Source organism: Clostridium sp. AM22-11AC, assembly GCF_003473545.1.
Lineage (GTDB): Bacteria > Bacillota > Clostridia > Lachnospirales > Lachnospiraceae > Enterocloster.
Genome location: NZ_QUCM01000006.1, coordinates 108,552 through 125,905, shown reverse-complemented (window position 1 = coordinate 125,905; position 17,354 = coordinate 108,552). Strand labels below are relative to the sequence as shown.

Sequence of the window (17,354 nt, the reverse complement as noted above, 5' to 3'; positions counted from 1 at the left end):
GGGGAATGTAAGCCAGTGACTTATGTTCCCTGCTTTTTTAGATTAAGGAGGAACCGTAATATGATGAATTACGAGATTTTTAAGGAAGTAGTAAAAGAAAAGTTTATGGATTATATGCCTGAGAGGTTCAAAGGAATGGAGCTTGTGGCAGAACCCGTGGAAAAGGTGAATGTGACTCTTGATGGCATCATCTTAAGAGAGGAAGGCAGGAATATTTCGCCTACGATTTATATCAATGACATGTATAAGAAGTATCAGGACTGTGGTGATCTTGAGGAAACACTTATGGCTGCATGTGACTTTATGGAAAGGGCATATGAGCAGGTTCCGGTTGTTGATGTGGACAGTATTATGAAGGATGCTAACGAGAAGATTGTATTCCAGCTCATCAATACAGAGCAGAATAAGACATTTTTGGAACAGGTGCCGCACAGAGAGTTCCAGGATCTTTCTATTGTGTATAAGGTAATAATCAGTGCAGATAAGGATGCGGTACAGAGTTCAAAAATTACAAATGAATTTGCGAAAAGACTTGGAATGAGCGAGGAACAGCTCTTTAAGTATGCAGCGGAAAACACAAGAAGACTCTTCCCACCTGTCGTTCGTAGCATGAATGACATTATGAGAGAAATGTTCGCAAGGGATGGGATGCCTCAGGAGATTGCAGATATGATGATAGCCGAGATTCCACCGGAGCAGACGATGTGGGTGATTTCCAATGAAAAGGGTATCAATGGTGCAGCATCCATGCTTTATGAGAATGAGCTTCATGAGCTGGCAGAGAGTTTAGAGAGTGACCTTTATATTCTCCCTTCGAGCGTGCATGAGGTTATTGCAGTATCTTCAGATATGGGAAGCCCTGAGATGCTTGCACAGATGGTAGTCGAGGTAAATATGCAGGAGGTATCTTTGGACGAGAGACTTTCCAATCAGGTATATCACTATGATAAGGATTTAAGAAAACTCACCCTTGCAACTGATACACCGAACAAGAGACTTGATGGTATCGTTGCAGAATCTCCCCTTGTATATGATGCGAAGGAAAAGTCCAGATAGGAGGCAGTTATGGAGCAGGAACTTACAATGGAAGAACTCATTGCTCTCATAAACAGCCAGAAAGGTGACTTTGTTATCCGTGTCGAGTTTGGAGAGGAGGCGGTGTCTGATGCCAAAGAAGAATGACTTCAAGCTTGATGTGGTTTCGGTAAGACTTGTAAAGGATGCTCCGATTTATTCGGAGCATACCTTTAACAATCCGGCGGATATAGCTGCTGTCATGGGAGACTGTATGTGCCAGTTTGACAGGGAAGTAGTGTGTGTGGTCAATCTAAGGTCAGATTTAAAACCTATCAATGTGCATTTTGCAAGTGTTGGCTCTTTAAATGAGGCAATGGCACATCCGAGAGAACTGTTTAAATCAAGTATCTTAAGCAATGCCGCAAGCATGATGTTAATCCATTGTCATCCATCCGGGAACGTATTCCCAAGCAAGGCAGACACGATGATGACGGATCGCATGAACAAGCTGTGTGAGCTGATGGGAATACCTCTCATTGACCATATCATAGTCGGTGGTGACAATCGTGAATTTTTCAGTTTCAGGGAAAAAGGCATGATTGATAATCCTAAGATTACCCTGAGCACGGATTACCGGACACTTGATATCAAGTCACCGCTTGTAGCAGAGCAGGGAAAGGCAAGGTGAAAGCATGGATGGAAGATTTACGGATGAAGAGCTTGCCATAGCAAAGAGTGTTGACCTGTGTGCAGTTGCAGAAAGCCTTGGGTATACAGTAAAGAGGATTGGCAAATACCACACTTTAAAGGAGATGGATTCCATTCGTATCTATAACAGAAGCCATTGGTACAGATGGTCAAGGCAGTTTGACAAAGGCAACAATGGCGGCTCACAGATAGATTTCTTACGGGTATTTTGTGGAATGAGTGTAAAAGAGGCTGTGTTCTGGCTTTTAGATTTTGCAGGATACAGAAGAATCGAGAATCCTGTAAAGCAGCCACTTGTTCATCAGGTATCGCAGAAGCAGGCAGAGGAGAGAAAGCCGTTTGTCCTACCGGAACCTGCAGGAGATAATTCCTATCTTATTTCATATCTGAATCAGGAGAGAGGAATCAGCAGAGCAGTCATAGATCTGTTTTTAAAAGATGGACTGATTTATGAGAGCAGGCATTACCACAATGTCGTTTTCAAAGGAAATGATAAAAATGGAGTGACAAGATTTGCAAGTATGCGGGGAGTGTTTGATAAGCAGGGTAAGCCATTCAAGTGTGATGTCACAGGAAATGATAAGAACTATGGATTTAATGTGGTAAATGAGAACAGTACAGAGCTTGTAGTATTTGAGGCAGCAATCGACCTTATGAGTTATGTTGATATCTTCACGGATTATGAATCAAATAAGCTGGCACTTGGAATGCTTGCAGATGCACCACTTGAGACATTTCTTCGGGAACATCCGCAGATTACTTCCATCCGGTTCTGCCTTGATGGAGATGAGCCGGGGAGAAAAGCAGCTACTGAACTTATGAGAAAGTATTATGAGCTTGGATATGAGGTAGAAGACTGTCCGCCTCCAGCCGGATATAAGGATTACAACGAGTGGCTTGTGGCTGCAAAGCTTAATCTGAACCAGATGAATCAGAGAGCAGATGAACCAGTCAGGGCATGAGAAATCGGATTTTGATGTGTGGGGGCAGAAAGCGCCCCCAAAACAGCAAAGTGGGGGCAGAAAGCGCCCCCAAAATGTCAAAGTGGGGGCAGAAAGTGCCCCCACAATTTGGACACGACAAAATCCGGACTGAAGTAAAAATAAAAGTGGGGGCGGAAAACGCCCCCAAAATAACAAAATGGGGGCAGAAAGTGCCCCCAAAGTAGCAAAGTGGGGGCAAAAAGCGCCCCCACTTTCATAAACAGAGGGTTTTAGGGAGATTTTCTCCCTAACTAGATGGCATTAGGACAGAGATGTCTCTAATGCGTATCTAGCCGTAAACCTAAGAGATTCAGACAGGCGTGTGGGTGGAAGAGATATACAAAACACGGATAAGGGAGGTGCAGGAAAGCAATGGATAAAGAACTTACAATAATCGCAGAACCAGAGGAACTTATTGCCTGGGCAGACACATTTGATATCTTACTAAACCCTTCGATAGAAGATGCTGCAATTCTGCTTAACTATATGGAAGGACATGATTATGCCATTGGCATAGATTCAGATGGGAAGATGTACAGGCAGGATATTGCTGAAGAGAATGGCGAGATAGAACCATATTCGATTGATGATGTTATAGATATTGTCTGTGAATGGAACTATGAACTGATACTTGATGCGGAAGCACACAGGAGTGATCCAAAGGATTTTAACGACTATAACGAGTATCAGAACAAGTATGAAAGTCTGAAAGCAGATGAAAAGAGACTGGACAGATTGTTCGACAAGACCAGTCATGGTAAGGAGCTTATAGCAGTTGCCACAGAGCTTGCAGACAGGGTTATTGCCCAGCTGGGTAATAAAGAACTTGAAAAGGCTGCTGTAACAGTAGCAGAAGGAATAAGAGAATACAGTACGGGTAAGAGAGGAAGGTGATCCTATGGCAGATAAAGTTCATTGTATAAGGAAAACACTAAGACTTATGCCACAGGAAGCGAAAGTGCTTTCTGATAAGGCAAAGGCTAATGGAATGAATGAAGCCGAATATATCAGGCTTCTAATCAGTCAGAAACCAAATGATTATCTGGAAGTAAGGAAACTTCTTAAAGAGCTTATCAATGAGGTAAACCGTATCGGCATTAACATCAATCAGATTGTATTTAACAGTAATGCTCAGATATATTCCAAGAAAGATAAGGAACAGCTTGTGGCATATATGAAAAAGCTGAATCAATCTGTCAGCGAGGCGGTGGTAAAGATTGGCAATCAGTAAGATACTTCACATGAAGGACAGCGGGAATTCTTTTCATGCAAGGCATTTAAAGCGGGCACTGGATTATGTAATGAATCCTGAGAAAACGCAGGGAGGAAGACTTGTGGGAGCCATAAACTGCCAGGCAGATATGGCTTTTGAACAGATGATGGATACAAAGAAGAAGTTTGGAAAAACAGACAAGCGACAGGGGTATCATATCATTCTTTCTTTCAAAGAGGATGAGGTGGAACCAGACAGGGCTTTTGAGATAACACAGAAGTTTGTAGCAGAATATCTTGGTGATGCCTATGAAGCGGTATTTGTGGTTCATGATAATACAGACCATGTTCATTCACACATTGTATTTAACAGTGTAAGCTTTGTGGATGGGAAAAAGTATCGCTACGAGAAAGGTGACTGGGCAAAGTATATCCAGCCGATTACCAATAAGCTGTGTCAGGAGTATGGTCTTTCCATTATAGATGTGGAGGATGGCAGCAAAGAGAAACAGCACGAGAATTATAAGGATTGGAGCGAATATCGTGAAGGCAGCTTTGTGTGGGCAGATATGATAAAAAGAGATCTTGATGCCTGCATTTTACAGGCAAATGATTTCAGTGGATTTCTGGAGCTGCTGTCGGAAAAAGGATATGAGGTCAAGCAGGGAAAGTATCTGGCAGTCAGACTACAGGGGATGACAAGATTCAGAAGATGTAAGACTCTTGGCGAGAATTATTCACAGGAAGCTATTGTGGAGCGTATTGCTAAGGAAGATTTATCCTTTTACCAGTCACAGAATGAGGAAAGGCAGGCAGCGATAGTAAAGTGCTATGTCAAAAGATACCGCAGGGCGAAGATGTCAGGCTTGCAGAAAAGATATTATGCAAAGCTTTACCGGATTGGAAAGCTGAAAAAGAAGCCATATAGTCAGGTATGGAAGTATAAGGATGATATCCGAAAGATGCATAAGCTACAGGAGCAGTATCTATTTTTGGTAAGGCATAAGATTGAGAGTGCGGAAGAACTTGTATCGGTACTTGATAATCTGACGGATAAGAAAAAAGAAGCATCAAAGGAAAAGAGTAAGACCTATAAGGCTAAGGAAAGATTCAAAGATATTTTTGACAAGGCAGAACAGATCCGGGGGCTTGATGATGCGGAATCGTGTTATCAGAGTGGGGATACCTTCTTTGAAGACGAGCACAATGCATGGGAAAGGCTTAACACTGAGCTTCTGGCACAGGGATATAGTGTGGAAGAGGTCGAGAGTCTTAGAAAAAAATATGAGAGCAAGTATGCACAGGACTGTAAGGCAGAACGGGCGGTATCAAAGGAACTTAGCCTTGGAAGATCAATATGGAAGGAACTTACTGTATCAGCTTCGGCAGAAGAGAAGCAGTATGACAAAGAAACAATAAGAGACAGAAAAGAACAGCCGGTACATTAGGCTGTTTTTTTAGTGGTTAGGAGGCATATATGGAAGAAAAAAGAGAGCCATTAAGTGAAATGGCGATTGAGAGAAAGATACAGATTCTTCGTAATAAGCATATGGACAGTGAGGTTATTGCTCTTGTCAAAAGCGATTATGAATATGGACTGACTGATGATGAAATCGGTCTGTATCTTAAAAAAAGTTATGACATTGAGCAGATGAGGGTGTTATCAAAATGTCTGCATAAGGGTGTATCAGAAGAGTTGTTAACGCTGCTGAAAGATAGCAGGATGGCAGCACCTAAGATGCAGACAGCATTGGATTACTATGAAAAAGGTGTGCCGATTGATGCAATCAGAGAGGTAGTCCAAAAAGATGATACAGCAGTAAACATGCGCAGGATGTTTGATGTGGTATTAGATAAGCTTAATAAAGCCAAAGAGCAGATACCACAGGATTTAGAGTATGTGAAAAGTCTTGTAGCTCAGATGGATGAAGTGGTGGAAAAAATCAATCACCAGAATGAAAGGTATGATGCCCTGAATAAGAAGCTTTCTGAAATAGAAACTTCCAAAGATGACGAGGAAGTCAGGGAGCGTCTGGTCAAGGAGAATCAGGATAAGGATGCTCTTATCAACAGTCAGCAGAATGAACTGAATAAGGCAAGCAGTACGATTGCAAGGCTCAGGGATGATATTGAGAAAAAGGATAAGGAGATGAAGCGTATGGGAGACAGAATAGAGTCATTGGAAGATAAGATCATAAGTGTTGCCATAGAGAATAAGAAAGGGGCAGAAAGTAAGGCAGAGCCGCAGGAAAGCCAGTCCGTACCACAGGCAGAAAAAAAGATGGTTGATACAGTTGCAGTTCCGCAGAATATGCAGGCTGTGGCAAACGGGATTCCGGTCTATTATCAGATTCCGGTAGTTGATGGTACTGGAAATGTGGTGCAGAGACTTCCGATTGAGCGAAGTGTGAGAAAGAGCAGCAACAGCGGAGTGGCAAGTCTTTTTGCAAGACTGTCATTTAAGAAAAAGTCAAGAGCAGACATTGTAAAGCTGGTTGCATCGGGAGACCTTGTTCCGGCGCAGCTTGTGCAGATTAAGAGTGCAATAGAAAAGGGACTTACTGAGTCACAGCTTGTAGAGCTCATAAACAACAACATTTCAGCGGAAAAGATGAAGGAGATCATTGAGATTGCTGTGCTTGAAAACAGCATGGCAGATTAGGAGGAACTTATGAATTTAGCAGTAGTAAATGAAGCAGTAACAGAGATGAATGGTGTGGAGCATCAGTTTACAGAGGAAGAGAAAAACTTTGTTGTCCAGTTCGCATTCAGAAGTGGCAGCAAGGAAGACACGATTTCTCTTATTGAAGCTTTGGCACATTCAGCGGATAAGGCTGAGTCGGACGAGATTATGGTCACATACAGGTCTAAATATGATATGAAGCCTGCATGGGTGGAACAGGTGGAAAACCTGCTTGTGGCACTTGAAATGTATCGTATCGAGGAGGAGAAAGCAATCAATCATCTGGCAGATATTTTGACTGCTTATGGTATTGATGTATCAGCCGAGGAAATCCGTACTACAGAGACAGAAACGCTTAAAACAACAGTCAGAGAGAAAGTGGAGGTGCGATAATGGCAGAAGAGATTCAGGAAGCGGTGCAGATCATCCGTGTAGCTTATGATGGCATTGAGATTGCCATGAAGGTAGGAAGCGGCGGCATTGCTGCCATGCAGAAGGCAATAGATTTCTTAAAAGGGATGCTTGATTATGAAAAGTCACTTGGCAAGACATCCATGAGAAAGCTGATCTTAAAAGGTGGCGATTTACAGGTGTTGCAGTTTAATACCGAAGATATGAAAAAGGTTGAAAAGATGGCAAAGAAGTATGGAATCCTGTATTCGGTACTTCCAGACTGTAACAGGAAAGATGGACTGAGTGAGGTAATCTTTCATACAGAGGCAGTTCCCCGTGTGAATATGATGATACAGAAGCTCAAGTTTGGTAAGATTGCCACATTTGACGATTATCTGAAGAATGGAGATGAAAAATCCCTTGGCAAGCTGATGGATTTTTTGAAGAAACAGCAGGGAAACGAGAAAAGCCACACGATAGAAGGGGATAGGGTTAATACCGCTATTGACGGACTGATCGAAAAGGTCGGAATGTTTGCAATGGAAAAGAAAGCTATCAGTGTGGATCAGGTCAAGGAGAATTTCAGTATCAATGGTGAGCAGGCTGAAAGTGTTATCAAACAGCTTGAGACAATCGGTGTGCTTGGAAAGAAAAATGAGGATGGCACCCATACAGTCATGATGGACAAGGATGCATTTATCAACCGTGTCAGAGGCTATCAGGACCTTGCTGAGAGAATGAGGGCAGTTGCAGCATCAAAAAATGCGAACCTGTCAGATGTGACAATCAGCAAGAAGCTGATTATCGAAGAAAATGACCATGCTGTTAAGACCAGAGTTCCCGGCACATGGGGAGAAGAGGCAAGATATGTATGGCTCCGTAAGGAAAACATCATGGAGATTCATGGTGGAAAGACAATGCTTACCTTCCTTGATTCCACCAAGGATTATAAGCTCTACGATGAGCAGAATCGTGTGGTGACAACCCAGAAAGGAACCGAGCTTTATACTCACTACGACAAGGTGGAGTCATCTGTCAGGGAGCGTTACGAGAAAGTGCAGAAGCAGCAGAAAAAGACCACACAGAAGAAAACTGTTACCACAAAGAAAGCGAGGTAGCAGCCTATGCAGACAACAAAGAAAAAGCCGTCACTGATATTCATCCTTGTGGGTGCAGTGTTAGCAGGGTATCTTGGTTATCTGATAAATGGTGCGTGGACGGAAGGGATTGCCTTTAATGAATTTATGGACAGATTCAATGAAGTATGTGCTGTTCCTTTTGCCAATTATTACAATTCCAATACAGTAAAAGCAGTAGCCATTGCATTAGGTATCTATGCGATGGCTATTGTCATGTATTACACCAGTCAGAGAAACTATATGCCTGGCAAAGAATTTGGTACGGCAAGATTTGAAAATCCGAAGCAGGTCAACAAGATACTTGCAGATAAGGATGAAAATTTCAACCGGATACTCAGCCAGAATGTGAAGATGTCGCTGGATTTCAGGAGACTCAAGCTCAATGGAAATATCCTTATCTGTGGTGGTTCCGGAGCAGGAAAAACATTTTATGAAGTAAAGCCGAATCTTATGCAGATGCCGCATAACTGTTCCTTTATCTGTACCGATCCAAAGGGAGAAATCCTTAGAAGCTGCGGGCAGATGTTAAAAAATAACGGATATAACCTGAAAGTCATTAATCTGTTAGAGATGGATAAATCAGACTGTTACAATCCATTTTCCTATATCAGAGAGGAAACAGATGTGGTCAAGCTGATTACAAACCTTATCAGCAATACGACACCAAAGGGAGCGACACCAAGTGATCCGTTCTGGGAAAAAGCGGAAGGATTGTTCTTACAGGCTATCTTTTATTATGTGTGGCTGGAGGTACAGCCGGCAAAGAGAAACTTTGAGACAGTACTGAAGCTTCTTGGAGAAGCAGAAGTGACAGAGCAGGGAAAGGCATCGAAACTGGATGTGCGAATGAAGTTCTTAGAGGAGAGTTCTCCACTTGGAGCTAATCATCCGGCAGTAAAACAGTACAACAAGTGTATGAGAGGTGCAGGAGATACCGTCCGTTCCATTATCATCAGTGCCAACTCAAGACTTGCATTTCTTGAGAATAAGCAGGTTTTACGATTACTCTCAAAAGATGAGCTTAATCTGTCAGATATCGGTATTGGAGTGAATGGGGATGGAGAGACAAAGACAGCACTGTTTTGTGTAATCCCGGATAGTGACAAATCCTATAACTTTATTATTGGACTACTTTATACGCAGATATTTCAGGAATTGTACTATCAGGCGGATTTTAACTGCGGTGGCAGACTCCCGATTCATGTGACATTTATGTTAGATGAATTTGCGAATGTTGCATTGCCAGATGATTTTTGTTCGCTGCTTTCTACAATGCGAAGCAGGGAAATTTCCAGTATTATCATCATACAGAACTTTGCCCAGTTAAAGGCACTTTTCAAGGATACTTGGGAAACCATTCCAGGCAACTGCGATACTTTCATCTATCTTGGAGGCAATGAGCAGAGTACGCACAAGTATGTCTCGGAACTGCTTGGAAAAGGCACGATTGATAAAAAATCAAGCGGAGAGACAAAGGGGAGGCAGGGAAGCTCGTCAAGAAATTATGATGTTTTAGGCAGGGAACTGTTTACACCCGATGAGGTAAGAAAGCTGGATAATAAGAAATGTATTATTTTTATCCGTGGATTTGATCCTATCATGGACAACAAGTTTATTCCATTTAATCATCCGATGTTTAACCAGACAGCAGATGGCAAGGGAGAGCCTTATGTTCACGAGATAAGAGGAGCAAATAATCTTATCGGTCCGCCATTTGAGATTCTTTCAGACAAGGCAGTTAAGTATTATGAAAAACTGAAGGATAAGGGCGAGAATGTGTATATAGATTCTCTAACCTATGAGCAGTTTATGATGCTTGGCGATGTGGAATTAAGCAGAAGATTCTCCATGCAGGATGAAGCAGAGCAGAAAGCAAAGATAGACAGGGAACAGGCAAATGAGCTTGAGTATGTCGATGAATCACAGAAAGCAGATAGTACAGCAACTGCCAGTGGTTCTAGTGGAAACGCTGGTGGTAAGCCTGTAAGGAATCCTGAAAGGGAAAAGCCTAAGTGGGAAGATACTATTACAAACCGAATGCTTCATTGGTCATATACACCTGAGCAGAAAGAGGAGCTAAAGATGGCACTTGCGGCAGGAATTCCTAGAGCAACGATACTGACTTATTTCTATCCAGAGGTAACGGTGGAGAAGATGAGTTCTTATCGAAAGAAGCAGTAAGTTATCGCATAGGCACAGAAGTTGTGGTATACTGTGTCTATGTGAGATTAAAGAAACTTACAAATCGGTAGTTGACAAGGAGTTTTGATAGCGTGAAAAAAATATTTCTTAAAATTGTGATAGGGGTTGTTCTTGTTTGTATTTTATTTGTTTGTTTTCTTTATACGAACAATGAGATCGGCGTGACTTCATCTAAGCTGGAGACAGATATTCGTTCGTCGCAGAAGATTAAGGATGATTGGACGGTCGATGGAAGCGTTTCCAGCACGATGGCTGCATATATTTCTTACCCTCAGGATTTGAGTGACCATTCTTTTTCCGTCTATGTCAACCGCCCTGGTCTTTCCTTTGGATACTTTTTCCGTGGGGGTGGAAAACTTTCGGGGGTTCAAAGAGGAATTGCCGAGTACACTGTAGAAGGATATAATGAGCGAGCATTTATTTCTATGAATCAGCAACAGGTAACACAGCTTGAAATAGATGACGGCAACACAATTCAAGTGCTTGACATTGACAGCAATAAACCTTTTGCGATTGTTTTGCCTATAAATGCGGGAACCATTACATTCTATGATGTGAATGGCAATACTGTGGAATACTGGAACAATTCTCTTTGACAACTTCAAGTTTGTCTGACTGATAAATAATTTAATAACTGTTTTACAAAGCACTTTAGCCAATAATAGGTTAGAGTGCTTTTTTCATGCCATAAAAGGAGGTGGTTGAAGCACAACGCATCGGGGAAAGCCCGATTAATCTTTACAACAGGCATTGCCTGATAATCATATAGTAAAAAAACAAAGACAGAGAGGAATGTATATATTCCATTCGGAAATCAGCCGGATTGGAATGTGTACATTCCTTTCTGGCTTTTTCCATATCTGTCACACATCAAGAAAAAGGAGATTTTTATCATGAGAAAAGAACAGATTACAGTAACTAACAATTCAGTCTGCAATAGTGCAGAAAACAAGGGTTTGGAGGGAAAAGGCATGAAGAGAAGATTACTTCATTTTAAGAAAAGAATGGTTCCGGCAGTATCCGGAGCACTTATGGGAGTAATGCTTATGAGCACTACTTGTTTTGCAGCAGGTACAGGTACTTCCGCAGTAACACAGCCGCTTGAGAATTTAAAGACACTTATCATTGCAGTCATTGGTGCGGTTGGTGTCATCATTCTTGCAAAGAATGTTATGGAGTTCGCACAAGCCTACCAGCAGCAGGATTCATCTACCATGAACTCCGCTCTGAAAGGAATTGTGGCAGGTGTCATGATGGCTGGTATTTCAACAGTTCTGACATTCTTAGGCTTCTAAGATTAGGGAAATGCATTTCCCCTTTTAGTAAAAGGAAAGAGGTGAATAACAAGTATGGATATTTTTAAGCTTGGTGATAAGATCCTTGCACTTCTTGAGGCAGTGTTTGGGTTTTGGAACAATCAGATATCCCTGGTCTTTGCAATGCTTGGACAGTCACCGGTCAGTTTCAAGGGCGGAGGTCCCTGGGCAGTCATTGAGGGTATAGAGCCGGTCTTTGTAGCGGTCGGCTCTTCCCTCGTTGTGCTGTTCTTTGTTATCGGTTTCTGCTCGGAAAGCATAGATGTAAAAGATGAGATGAGGTTTGAGTCTATATTTCGTATGCTTATCCGACTGGGACTTGCAGAATGGTTTGTTGCAAATAATGTCACGATTATGAAAGCGTTTTTTACTTCCATAGGAAATCTGGTGGGACTTATATCTGCGGGGACAACGACGCAGCTTGCCATTGACAGTACACAGGCAGACATCATTAAGGGACTCGGATTTGGTGAGAGTCTGGTAATGCTGATACTTACAGCTTTGCTTGCAATCATCATTATTATCTGTGGATTCTTTATCATTTACACAGTGTATTTCAGGTTCTTAAAGATACTGATTATTGTGCCGCTTGGTGCGATTGCATGCTCCACAATGGCAGGAAACAGAATGGTCAGTCATACAATGGCTACCTACTGCAAATATTTTCTTTCGTGTGTATTCGAGGCAGTAACGATGGCACTTGCAATTGTGGTATGTAATGCATTTATCAATGCAGGACTTCCGGCATTTACAGGAAGTTACGCTGACTGGGCACAGACGCTTATTTATTTGTGTGAAATGACATTTACGATAGCAATGACTGTTGGAAGCGTGAAGGGTGCACAGACACTTACAAGCAAGGCATTTGGATTATAGAGGGAGGCAGAAATGGATAATGAAAAGAAACAGGTTACTTATAATTCAAGCATAACCGGAGAAACGCAGGTGACATTTGATATCCAGCAGTATATGAATAACAGGGCAATGTTTATCGGTCTTATGTGTAATGAAGATGGATATGAGGAGCCTTTTGGGGATGTGACTGTGAATTTGTCGGTTGCAGCACCAAATTACTGCGGATATCTGAATGTGAATGACATGCCGGATATTGAAAAGTTTATTACAGACAATGACCTTGGAGAGTTTACAGGATTCACGCAAAGGAGCGGTTTCTGCGAATATCCGCTTTATCTGTTCAATGTGGATAAGCTTAGGGAACTGTGTCCGGATGGAATGGATAAGTATGAGGCGAATATTGGAATGACAAGAAAGCCGGAAACAAAGGATTTATCAAGATAGGAGGTAGGGACAATGGTAATCGAAGTAAACAAGGATATTGACCGCTATCAGGAATCGGTTGCGATGGGACTTACTGCAAGGCAGCTTATATTTTCCATTGCAAGCGTAGTGGTCGGTGGCAGTATTGTCCTTCTTCTTTACAAGTATATCGGTCTTACGGGTTCTGCTTATGTGGCAATTCCATGTGTGGCACCGATTGCTCTTGGCGGATTTTATTCCTTTAATGGGATGAATTTCTACGAGTATATGGGAAAGAAACTGCATTTTATGTTTGGCAACAGGGCGCTTACCTATGTATCAACAGAGGGAGAACCTGCAATAAAGCAGTTAGAAGCAGAACAGAATGAACAGGTAAAGAAGAAAGGCAGAAAGGCAGAACAGGAGACTGTAACAGCTGATTCGGCTGTAAAGAAGCAGGAGGAGTTTGAAGCAATGAAGAAAAAGACGAGAAACATGCTGCTTGGACTTGTCGCAGTCATTGTGGCGGCAGTAGCAGGCATTGCAGCATATAAGGCAATGCATTAGAAACGAATAGTATCTGACCGCAAGGTCGGGAACATAGCCCGCAGGGTGAAGTTCCCGGCGGGCTTTCATTATAAGAAAGCGAGGTTAGAGACATGGGTTTATTTACAGACGGATTTAAGTTATTAAAGAAGGCGAGTGAGCCTTTGTATAAGACACCTAAATCCATTCAGGAAACCATAGAGATTATGGCGGTGGCTGAAAATGGCATTTTTGAAGTAAGCAAAAATAAGTATTCCAAATGCTACCGCTTTCAGGACATCAATTACACGACAGCAACCGAGGATGAGCAGATCGGCATATTTGAGAGATACTGTAAGTTCTTAAATTCGCTGGACTGTAATTATAAGATTACGATCAACAATAAGAACAAAAACATGGATGAACTCCGTGATAAGGTTCTGATTGCTGAGAAAAACGATGGCTTCAATAATTATAGAAGTATCTACAATGACATCATTGAGGAGAAGATTATTGAGGGCAGACAGGGGATTGAGCAGGAGAGATACCTGACAATCACGATTGAGAGAAAGAACTTCGAGGAGGCAAAGGCACAGTTTGCAACCCTTGAGGCAACGATACACAAGGCTTTCATTGAGCTTGGTGCGGAGATTGTACCACTTAATGGCAATGAGAGACTGAAAGTGCTCTATGACTATTATCATCTTGGAGATGAGGGCAGCTTTGATTTTGATATCAAAAAGGCTAAGAAGGTCGGGGCAGATTTTAGAAATGATCTATGTAATGGAATGGTGAAATATTTCCCGGACCATTTTGAGGATGAGAGTAAATTCTGCAAGGCACTTTTTATCAAAAAGTATCCGAGCAGTTTGTCAGACAGATTCATCAATGAGATTACTTCCCTTCCGGTTCATTCCATCACGAGCATTGATGTGGTGCCCGTACCAAAGGATCTGACCACAAAGGTGCTTCAGAAGAAATACCTTGGTATTGAGTCGGATATCATTAAGCAGCAGAGAGTCCGTAATAAGAATAACGATTTTTCTACGGAAATCTCATATGCCAAGAGAACGGAGAAAAAGGAGATTGAGGAAATCATGGATGATGTCCGTGAGAATGACCAGTGCCTTTTCTTCGTGGGAGTAACCATTATTCTTATGGCAGAAAGCAAGAAGGAGCTTGAGAGTGTATGTGAGACAGTAGAGACTATCGGAAAACGTAACAGCTGCACGATTGACACACACTACTTAAAGCAGAGGGAGGCACTCAACACAGCACTTCCGATTGGTGTAAGACAGGTGGAGACAATGCGTACACTTCTTACCCAGTCACTTGCGGTGCTTATGCCATTTAATGTGCAGGAATTAAATGACAGCACAGGGAACTATTATGGCATCAACCAGATCAGCAAGAATGTGAATATCGGTAACAGAAAGAAGCTTATCAACGGAAATGGCTTCGTTTTCGGAGTGCCTGGTTCCGGTAAATCCTTCTTCTGTAAGATGGAGATGGGCAGCGTATTCTTGTCGGGTGATGATGAAATAATCGTTATAGATCCAATGAACGAGTACTTTGATATAGCTGATACTTATGGTGGAACAGTGGTAAATATGTCTACCTACACGGATAACTATGTGAATCCGCTGGAGATGGATGTATGGAGCCTTGATCCGAATGATTCCAAGGGAATGGTTAGAGAGAAGGGCGAGTTTATGCTTGGACTTTGTGAGCAGTGTATCGGGGACAGTTTAAATTCAAGACAGAAGTCAATCATCGACCGCTGTGTGAGAAAATTGTATATCGACATTGCAAGGAGCAAAGAGAAGTATATCCCTGTAATGAGTGATTTCTACGATATCCTTATGGCGCAGCCGGAGGACGAGGCAAAGGACATTGCATTGTCACTAGAGCTTTTCGTAAATGGTTCACTTAACATCTTCAATCACCAGACAAATGTGGATGTGGATAACAGATTCACAGTATATGGCATCAGGGACTTAGGTACAGAGCTTAGTCCTATCACAATGCTTGTCATGATGGAGTCTATTCAGAACAGGATTGTTGAAAATGGCAAGAGAGGCAAGGCAACATGGCTCTATATTGATGAGTTCCATGTCCTGCTTAATTCCGAGTATTCTGCAAAATATCTGCAGCAGCTCTGGAAGAAAGTAAGAAAGCAGGGAGGACTTTGTACCGGTATCACGCAGAATGTCGTCGATCTGTTGCAGAACTATACAGCAACCACAATGCTTGCAAACTCTGAGTTTGTGGCACTCTTAAAACAGGCGAATACAGACAGTTCCAAGATGGCGGAAGTTATCGGGGTATCAGAGGCACAGCTAAGATTCGTAACCAATACTGCATCGGGAATGGGACTTATCAAGTGTGGTTCTGTGGTGATTCCATTTGATAATCAGATTAGTAAGGATACAGATTTGTACAGGCTGTATAATACCAACATTCATGAGAAGATTGCGGAACAGAAGAAAAAAGAAGCAATGCTGCAGTGATAACAGATGAATTTTTATAGAATCTATAGTATAATCAAGAGGTCGGATGAATATCCGACCTTGATGATAATAAATTAGATATTCCCTGTTTTTAAGAAAAAAGCATATAAGATTCGATATGAAAAATAAATAAGGAAGCAGTTCTAAAATGTATCATTTGTACCGGAGAACATGTGGCTGGATTTTAAGATATGCATATCGTACACTTTGACGAGAATATGTTGATTGGGGATGCAGCAGCGGACCTGGATGCATTTATGGAAATGTATGGTGTGGAAGCAATTTCCAAGGAATATTTGTAATTATTAGGGAAAAGAAAATTGAATTTGCTAAAGGAGGTGGTAAATATGTGGTGGTCTATTGGTGGTGGAATCATAATCTTTGCGTTAGGTATGTTTATCTTCTTAAAGCCGGGCTTAATATGGAAATTAACAGAAAAATGGAAATCTTATTGTGCAGATGAACCATCTGAGTTTTACTTGAAAACAACAAAAATAGGTGGTATTCTATTTGCCTTATTTGGAATTATTATGATTATGCTTCCGGTTATTTTGGAGTAATAAATTCAAGTTTGGAGAATTGAGAAAATCGGAAGTTGTGAACTTAGAATTAGAGGTGTTGAAAATGAAAATAATAATTATATTTATTGATTTACTGATGGCAACTGTTCTCTTTTTTGTTGGAAGATTTTTTATCAAATCAAGGAATACAGAAAGAAGTGTGCTGTTTTTATCAGGAGATTATACTGGATTAAATACAGAGAAAATATGCAGAGTTACTGGAAAACGGATTAAGACATGGGCAATGCTCTTTTGTCTTGGCGGTATAATTGATTTTATCAAGCTGGGCGCAGGAATAATAATAGTTTCCGTTTTTTTTATTATCTTACTTGTATTTCATTTAGTTGATATGACTATAAATCGAGACAAGTACCGGGTATAAATTCAAGTTTGTGATGGTAGATAATATGGAATGGTTTAATGTTTTTGGGCTGATTTTTATTGCAGTCATTATGATACCCAATGTTGTATTTGCGATTAAGTGCAAAGATGGATTTGATAATAAGTGGAACAATAAATATGTTGAGGTCACAGAACAAGTAGGGAGATTGGGTTGTTTCGGATTCATGATAATCAATATTCCGGGAACTTGGTTCGGGTGGTGGTCTGACGAAACATTTGCAGTATATCTGATTGTAGATACCATATTGGTAATGCTTTATTGTGCTATTTGGATTATATGTTTTAAGAAAAACAGCATTTTCAGAGCATTAGCACTTTCTATTATTCCTTCAATGTTGTTCTTATTTAGTGGGATTATGAGTAGGTCAGTGCTATTGATTATTGCATCAGTATTATTTGCACCAAGTCATATTGTGATTTCATATAAAAATGTAAAATGATATTTAC

Annotated in this window: 19 protein-coding genes; all 19 read left to right on the top strand. The window is 41.3% G+C overall.

All coding sequences use genetic code 11. The features are described from left to right. The first annotated feature begins 60 nt into the window (after positions 1–60). The 19 genes from DW251_RS08400 to DW251_RS08305 all read left to right on the top strand — a co-directional run bounded on the left by DW251_RS08400 (position 61) and on the right by DW251_RS08305 (position 17,347). A complete protein-coding gene (locus DW251_RS08400) occupies positions 61–1,056 on the top strand; it encodes a DUF5688 family protein (protein ID WP_118300744.1) in 996 nt (331 codons plus the stop codon). A 109-nt stretch (positions 1,057–1,165) separates the two neighbouring features. Next, positions 1,166–1,705, top strand: coding sequence for a JAB domain-containing protein (locus tag DW251_RS08395; protein WP_004611525.1), 540 nt, complete (start codon positions 1,166–1,168; stop codon positions 1,703–1,705). Between the two features lie 4 nt (positions 1,706–1,709). Beyond that, the gene (locus DW251_RS08390; protein ID WP_118300743.1) at positions 1,710–2,687 is read left to right on the top strand and encodes a DUF3991 and TOPRIM domain-containing protein; all 978 of its coding nucleotides are present in this window, start codon (positions 1,710–1,712) and stop codon (positions 2,685–2,687) included. A gap of 393 nt (positions 2,688–3,080) precedes the next feature. Further along, positions 3,081–3,602, top strand: coding sequence for a multidrug transporter (locus DW251_RS08380; protein ID WP_118300739.1), 522 nt, complete (start codon positions 3,081–3,083; stop codon positions 3,600–3,602). Positions 3,603–3,606: 4 nt separating this feature from the next. After that, positions 3,607–3,939, top strand: a complete 333-nt coding sequence (mobC, locus tag DW251_RS08375) for a plasmid mobilization relaxosome protein MobC (RefSeq protein WP_118300737.1) — start codon at positions 3,607–3,609, stop codon at positions 3,937–3,939. Beyond that, positions 3,926–5,368, top strand: coding sequence for a relaxase/mobilization nuclease domain-containing protein (locus DW251_RS08370; protein WP_347474643.1), 1,443 nt, complete (start codon positions 3,926–3,928; stop codon positions 5,366–5,368). The genes mobC and DW251_RS08370 overlap by 14 nt, the downstream gene beginning before the upstream one ends. 29 nt (positions 5,369–5,397) lie before the next feature. Next, positions 5,398–6,582 carry a hypothetical protein gene (locus DW251_RS08365; protein WP_118300735.1) on the top strand — a complete coding sequence of 395 codons (1,185 nt, stop codon included), beginning with the start codon at positions 5,398–5,400 and terminating at the stop codon, positions 6,580–6,582. Positions 6,583–6,591: 9 nt separating this feature from the next. Further along, positions 6,592–6,996, top strand: a complete 405-nt coding sequence (locus tag DW251_RS08360; RefSeq protein ID WP_006858865.1) for a hypothetical protein — start codon at positions 6,592–6,594, stop codon at positions 6,994–6,996. Further along, a complete protein-coding gene (locus DW251_RS08355) occupies positions 6,996–8,114 on the top strand; it encodes a PcfB family protein (RefSeq protein ID WP_004611534.1) in 1,119 nt (372 codons plus the stop codon). Before DW251_RS08360 ends, DW251_RS08355 begins: the two co-directional genes overlap by 1 nt. 6 nt (positions 8,115–8,120) lie before the next feature. Next, complete coding sequence (locus tag DW251_RS08350; RefSeq protein WP_118300733.1) at positions 8,121–10,316, top strand: VirD4-like conjugal transfer protein, CD1115 family; 2,196 nt, start codon at positions 8,121–8,123, stop codon at positions 10,314–10,316. A 92-nt stretch (positions 10,317–10,408) separates the two neighbouring features. Next, on the top strand, positions 10,409–10,933 hold the full coding sequence (locus DW251_RS08345) for a hypothetical protein (RefSeq protein ID WP_006060469.1): 525 nt from the start codon (positions 10,409–10,411) through the stop codon (positions 10,931–10,933). Positions 10,934–11,230: 297 nt separating this feature from the next. Next, positions 11,231–11,632: a hypothetical protein gene (locus tag DW251_RS08340; protein ID WP_044986705.1), complete on the top strand. Its 402-nt coding sequence runs from the start codon at positions 11,231–11,233 to the stop codon at positions 11,630–11,632. Positions 11,633–11,686: 54 nt separating this feature from the next. After that, entirely contained in the window at positions 11,687–12,529 is an 843-nt protein-coding gene (locus DW251_RS08335) for a hypothetical protein (protein ID WP_004611540.1), read from the top strand. 12 nt (positions 12,530–12,541) lie between these two features. Beyond that, complete coding sequence (locus DW251_RS08330; RefSeq protein WP_006858871.1) at positions 12,542–12,952, top strand: DUF4313 domain-containing protein; 411 nt, start codon at positions 12,542–12,544, stop codon at positions 12,950–12,952. A gap of 12 nt (positions 12,953–12,964) precedes the next feature. After that, positions 12,965–13,477: a PrgI family protein gene (locus tag DW251_RS08325; protein ID WP_118173456.1), complete on the top strand. Its 513-nt coding sequence runs from the start codon at positions 12,965–12,967 to the stop codon at positions 13,475–13,477. 92 nt (positions 13,478–13,569) lie between these two features. Then, entirely contained in the window at positions 13,570–15,945 is a 2,376-nt protein-coding gene (locus DW251_RS08320) for a VirB4-like conjugal transfer ATPase, CD1110 family (protein ID WP_118300731.1), read from the top strand. 347 nt (positions 15,946–16,292) lie between these two features. Next, a complete protein-coding gene (locus tag DW251_RS08315) occupies positions 16,293–16,505 on the top strand; it encodes a DUF6199 family natural product biosynthesis protein (protein ID WP_117874782.1) in 213 nt (70 codons plus the stop codon). A gap of 64 nt (positions 16,506–16,569) precedes the next feature. Continuing rightward, a complete protein-coding gene (locus DW251_RS08310; protein WP_005611085.1) occupies positions 16,570–16,887 on the top strand; it encodes a hypothetical protein in 318 nt (105 codons plus the stop codon). A 25-nt stretch (positions 16,888–16,912) separates the two neighbouring features. Continuing rightward, on the top strand, positions 16,913–17,347 hold the full coding sequence (locus DW251_RS08305) for a hypothetical protein (RefSeq protein WP_015567814.1): 435 nt from the start codon (positions 16,913–16,915) through the stop codon (positions 17,345–17,347). Positions 17,348–17,354 lie beyond the last annotated feature (7 nt).

Coding starts and splice junctions, on each gene's coding strand:
- DW251_RS08395 (WP_004611525.1), top strand. CDS start 1,166: ATGCCAAAGAAGAATGACTTCAAGCTTGATGTGGTTTCGGTAAGACTT.
- DW251_RS08320 (WP_118300731.1), top strand. CDS start 13,570: ATGGGTTTATTTACAGACGGATTTAAGTTATTAAAGAAGGCGAGTGAG.
- DW251_RS08340 (WP_044986705.1), top strand. CDS start 11,231: ATGAGAAAAGAACAGATTACAGTAACTAACAATTCAGTCTGCAATAGT.
- DW251_RS08310 (WP_005611085.1), top strand. CDS start 16,570: ATGAAAATAATAATTATATTTATTGATTTACTGATGGCAACTGTTCTC.
- DW251_RS08390 (WP_118300743.1), top strand. CDS start 1,710: ATGGATGGAAGATTTACGGATGAAGAGCTTGCCATAGCAAAGAGTGTT.
- DW251_RS08335 (WP_004611540.1), top strand. CDS start 11,687: ATGGATATTTTTAAGCTTGGTGATAAGATCCTTGCACTTCTTGAGGCA.
- DW251_RS08400 (WP_118300744.1), top strand. CDS start 61: ATGATGAATTACGAGATTTTTAAGGAAGTAGTAAAAGAAAAGTTTATG.
- DW251_RS08365 (WP_118300735.1), top strand. CDS start 5,398: ATGGAAGAAAAAAGAGAGCCATTAAGTGAAATGGCGATTGAGAGAAAG.
- DW251_RS08305 (WP_015567814.1), top strand. CDS start 16,913: ATGGAATGGTTTAATGTTTTTGGGCTGATTTTTATTGCAGTCATTATG.
- DW251_RS08360 (WP_006858865.1), top strand. CDS start 6,592: ATGAATTTAGCAGTAGTAAATGAAGCAGTAACAGAGATGAATGGTGTG.
- DW251_RS08330 (WP_006858871.1), top strand. CDS start 12,542: ATGGATAATGAAAAGAAACAGGTTACTTATAATTCAAGCATAACCGGA.
- DW251_RS08325 (WP_118173456.1), top strand. CDS start 12,965: ATGGTAATCGAAGTAAACAAGGATATTGACCGCTATCAGGAATCGGTT.
- DW251_RS08380 (WP_118300739.1), top strand. CDS start 3,081: ATGGATAAAGAACTTACAATAATCGCAGAACCAGAGGAACTTATTGCC.
- DW251_RS08350 (WP_118300733.1), top strand. CDS start 8,121: ATGCAGACAACAAAGAAAAAGCCGTCACTGATATTCATCCTTGTGGGT.
- mobC (WP_118300737.1), top strand. CDS start 3,607: ATGGCAGATAAAGTTCATTGTATAAGGAAAACACTAAGACTTATGCCA.
- DW251_RS08315 (WP_117874782.1), top strand. CDS start 16,293: ATGTGGTGGTCTATTGGTGGTGGAATCATAATCTTTGCGTTAGGTATG.
- DW251_RS08355 (WP_004611534.1), top strand. CDS start 6,996: ATGGCAGAAGAGATTCAGGAAGCGGTGCAGATCATCCGTGTAGCTTAT.